This window comes from Sulfolobus sp. B1 (assembly GCF_007050195.1).
Classification (GTDB): domain Archaea; phylum Thermoproteota; class Thermoprotei_A; order Sulfolobales; family Sulfolobaceae; genus Saccharolobus.
Genome location: NZ_QIMI01000171.1, coordinates 1 through 2,802, shown reverse-complemented (window position 1 = coordinate 2,802; position 2,802 = coordinate 1). Strand labels below are relative to the sequence as shown.

At 37.2% G+C, this 2,802-nt stretch carries 4 protein-coding genes and 1 pseudogene; 4 read left to right on the top strand and 1 reads right to left on the bottom strand.

The window, feature by feature from the left end; translation table 11 throughout:
• From DMP16_RS08990 to DMP16_RS08975, 4 genes and pseudogenes are all read left to right on the top strand, one after another.
• Positions 1-211: pseudogene (locus DMP16_RS08990) on the top strand (thiolase domain-containing protein); the annotation flags it as partial.
• Positions 208-1,386, top strand: a complete 1,179-nt coding sequence (locus DMP16_RS08985; RefSeq protein WP_069283337.1) for a thiolase domain-containing protein — start codon at positions 208-210, stop codon at positions 1,384-1,386. The pseudogene DMP16_RS08990 and the gene DMP16_RS08985, both read left to right, overlap by 4 nt.
• Positions 1,387-1,435: 49 nt before the next feature.
• Entirely contained in the window at positions 1,436-1,894 is a 459-nt protein-coding gene (locus tag DMP16_RS08980) for a Zn-ribbon domain-containing OB-fold protein (RefSeq protein ID WP_255446855.1), read from the top strand.
• The gene (locus tag DMP16_RS08975; protein ID WP_069283340.1) at positions 1,895-2,329 is read left to right on the top strand and encodes a Zn-ribbon domain-containing OB-fold protein; all 435 of its coding nucleotides are present in this window, start codon (positions 1,895-1,897) and stop codon (positions 2,327-2,329) included.
• Here DMP16_RS08975 and DMP16_RS08970 read toward each other — a convergent pair.
• Entirely contained in the window at positions 2,316-2,555 is a 240-nt protein-coding gene (locus DMP16_RS08970; RefSeq protein WP_143577124.1) for a hypothetical protein, read from the bottom strand. The two genes, DMP16_RS08975 and DMP16_RS08970, sit on opposite strands and share 14 nt — an antisense overlap.
• Positions 2,556-2,802 lie beyond the last annotated feature (247 nt).

The window sequence follows — 2,802 nt, the reverse complement described above, 5'->3', positions numbered from 1 at the left end:
AGAGGGAAATTTTTCGCCTCAAGGTGAGATTCCAGTAAATCCATTTGGTGGACATTTAGCTAAGGGTGTTCCACTAGAAGCCTCTGGTTTCTCTTTACTTCTAGATGCAATAGATTATATTAGACAAGGTAAAGGTGAGAAGGTATTAGTTGCCTCATGGAGGGGAATTCCAACTTTCACTGGTAGTGTGTTGGTGGTGGAGAAGCCATGAAGGTAAATATCCACCTTAATAAAAGAGTAGCAATTATTGGAGCTGGAATGACGCTATTTAGAAGAAGATTGCTGGAAACACCTCAAGAAATTGCGTGGGAAGCCTCTAACAAGGCTTTAGAAGAGGCTGGGTTAGAATTAAAAGATATAGACTGTGTGGTTATTGGTAGTGCTCCAGATGCATTTGACGGTGTGCATCTTAAAGGAGAGTACTTAGCCCATGGCTCCGGTGGAATAAAAAAACCAGTTAGCAGAGTTTTTGTGGGAGGAGCTACTGGAGTAATGACAGCTATTGCAGGCTGGTATCACGTAGCTAGTGGGTTATGCCAAAAAGTCTTAGCAGTAGCTGAAGAAAAAATGAGTCCAGATAGACCTCATCCCCAAGCAGTTTTTAGATACATTTGGGATCCTATTTTAGAAAAACCGTTAAATCCCAATTTAATATGGATCTTCGCGATGGAAATGCATAGATACATGGCTAAATACGGAATAAAGAAAGAGGAGATAGCTTTAGTGTCAGTTAAAAATAAGAGGAATGCTATAAATAATCCTTATGCCCAGTTAGGGGCTAACATAACTGTTGAAGATGTTTTAAACAGCGAGGTATTAGTATGGCCAGTACAGCTTCTTGACGTAAGCCCAGTGAGTGATGGAGGAGCCGCAATAGTTATGACTTCAGAGGACGTGGCTAGGAGATATACAGACACTCCAATATGGGTGGAAGGAGTTGGTTGGACGCTAGATAATACTGAATGGCCTGGTAGAGACTTAGCTTATCCTAGATATGTTGAGTTCGCCGCAAGAATGGCGTACAAAATGGCTGGGATTGAAAGACCAGATAAAGAGATTGATGTGGTAGAGCCTTATGATCCATTTGATTACAAAGAACTTCATCATTTAGAGGGATTATTACTAGCTAAGAAAGGCGAAGCGCCAAAACTGTTAAAGGAAGGAGTATTTGATATTGATGGAGATATACCGAGTAGTCCAAGTGGAGGTTTATTAGGAGTAGGTAACCCAATAGCAGCTGCTGGACTTATGAAAGTAATTAGTATTTATTGGCAACTTAAGGGAACAGCCGGAAAAATGCAAGTTAAGAGACCAGTTCATACTGGATTGGCTCAAGCTTGGGGAGATTTAATGCAAGCAGGAACTGTGATAGTTTTACGCAATTGAGGTGATAAAGATGGTTACTCCATTAAAATAAGAAGAATTGAATAAACATATGGTTATCTCATATAAGCCTAATGCTAAATACGCATACACTGCTGGACAGGCTCAAAGCAAATACTTGTTAGGTCTTAAAGAAGGTAAAATTTATGGTAGGAAATGTAATAATTGCGGTAAAATTTACGTCCCTCCAAAAATGTACTGTGAAGAATGCTTCAGACCTACGGATGAGTGGGTTGAAGTAAAGGATGAGGGAATAGTAATGACGGCCGTTGCTAGTTTCATAAGTTGGACCAGAGCTAAACTTGAAGAGCCTGAAATTGTCGGTGTTATTAGACTATTCCCATCTACGGATAGAGATTTCGTATTTCCAGGGATATTTCATAGAATATGTACATCGTATGAAGAGGTAAAGAATATGAATATTATTGGGAAGAGAGTTAAGGCAGTTTGGAAACCTAAAGAAGAAAGAAAAGGAAGCATAGAAGATATTCAATGTTTTAAGGTGATATAAATGTCTTGGGAAAAAGTTGGTAGAGATGGAAAGTTGCTAAGATGGTACGACGTTATGGAAGTTGAAAAGTATGAGTATACAGTGGGACCTGCAGGAGAGCAATTCTTCAATGGTTTAAAGCAAAACAAGATAATAGGAAGTAAATGTCCTAAGTGTGGAAAAGTATTTGTTCCAGCTAGACTATATTGCGAGGAATGTTTCATTAAGATAGAGAATTATGTTGAAATAGACGCTAATGAAGTATACGTTGACTCATACACAATCATCTACAAAGACGATGAAGGAAATAAGCTTCAAAACCCTGTCTATATAGCACTCATAAGGTTTAAGAACGCAAAAGGAGGTTTACTATGTTATGCAGATGGTAATGTTAGACCCGGTGCTAAGGCTAAGATAGTGAGCTTTGATTGGCCCTTAAAAGTTAAGGTTGATTAATTTTTTCAAAAGCGTTCTCCCCCTTATATACATATAAATTGTCTTTTTCTAATTGATATTGGCACGAAGACACTGCATATAAATTATCTTTATCATCCTCTGAAACAAAAATACAAATATCGTCAGATTTATTCAATAATCTAACTTTAACTTCAGGTTTCAAGGGTAATATTGGTTTGGCGTTAGCAAAACTTATCATTACGTTAGTTACAATTCCTTTCTTCATTATTTTTCCAACAGTGAATATTTCTCCTAAATATCCAGAGTTTAGTATCTTCTCTTCTTCCTTTAATAGGAGTTCTAATGCTGACTGTAACCTAAGGCTATCTTTAGAATTTCTTTCATCATCACTTAAGTAAAATTGATAAAGATAATGTGCAAAGTGTTATCATAAGGAAAAATGAGAGATATTATCTATTATTAGGAGATAAAATATACGAACTCCAGATAAAGGAATTAAGTGATGATGAAAG

Coding starts and splice junctions, on each gene's coding strand:
- DMP16_RS08980 (WP_255446855.1), top strand. CDS start 1,436: ATGGTTATCTCATATAAGCCTAATGCTAAATACGCATACACTGCTGGA.
- DMP16_RS08970 (WP_143577124.1), bottom strand. CDS start 2,555: ATGAAGAAAGGAATTGTAACTAACGTAATGATAAGTTTTGCTAACGCC.
- DMP16_RS08985 (WP_069283337.1), top strand. CDS start 208: ATGAAGGTAAATATCCACCTTAATAAAAGAGTAGCAATTATTGGAGCT.
- DMP16_RS08975 (WP_069283340.1), top strand. CDS start 1,895: ATGTCTTGGGAAAAAGTTGGTAGAGATGGAAAGTTGCTAAGATGGTAC.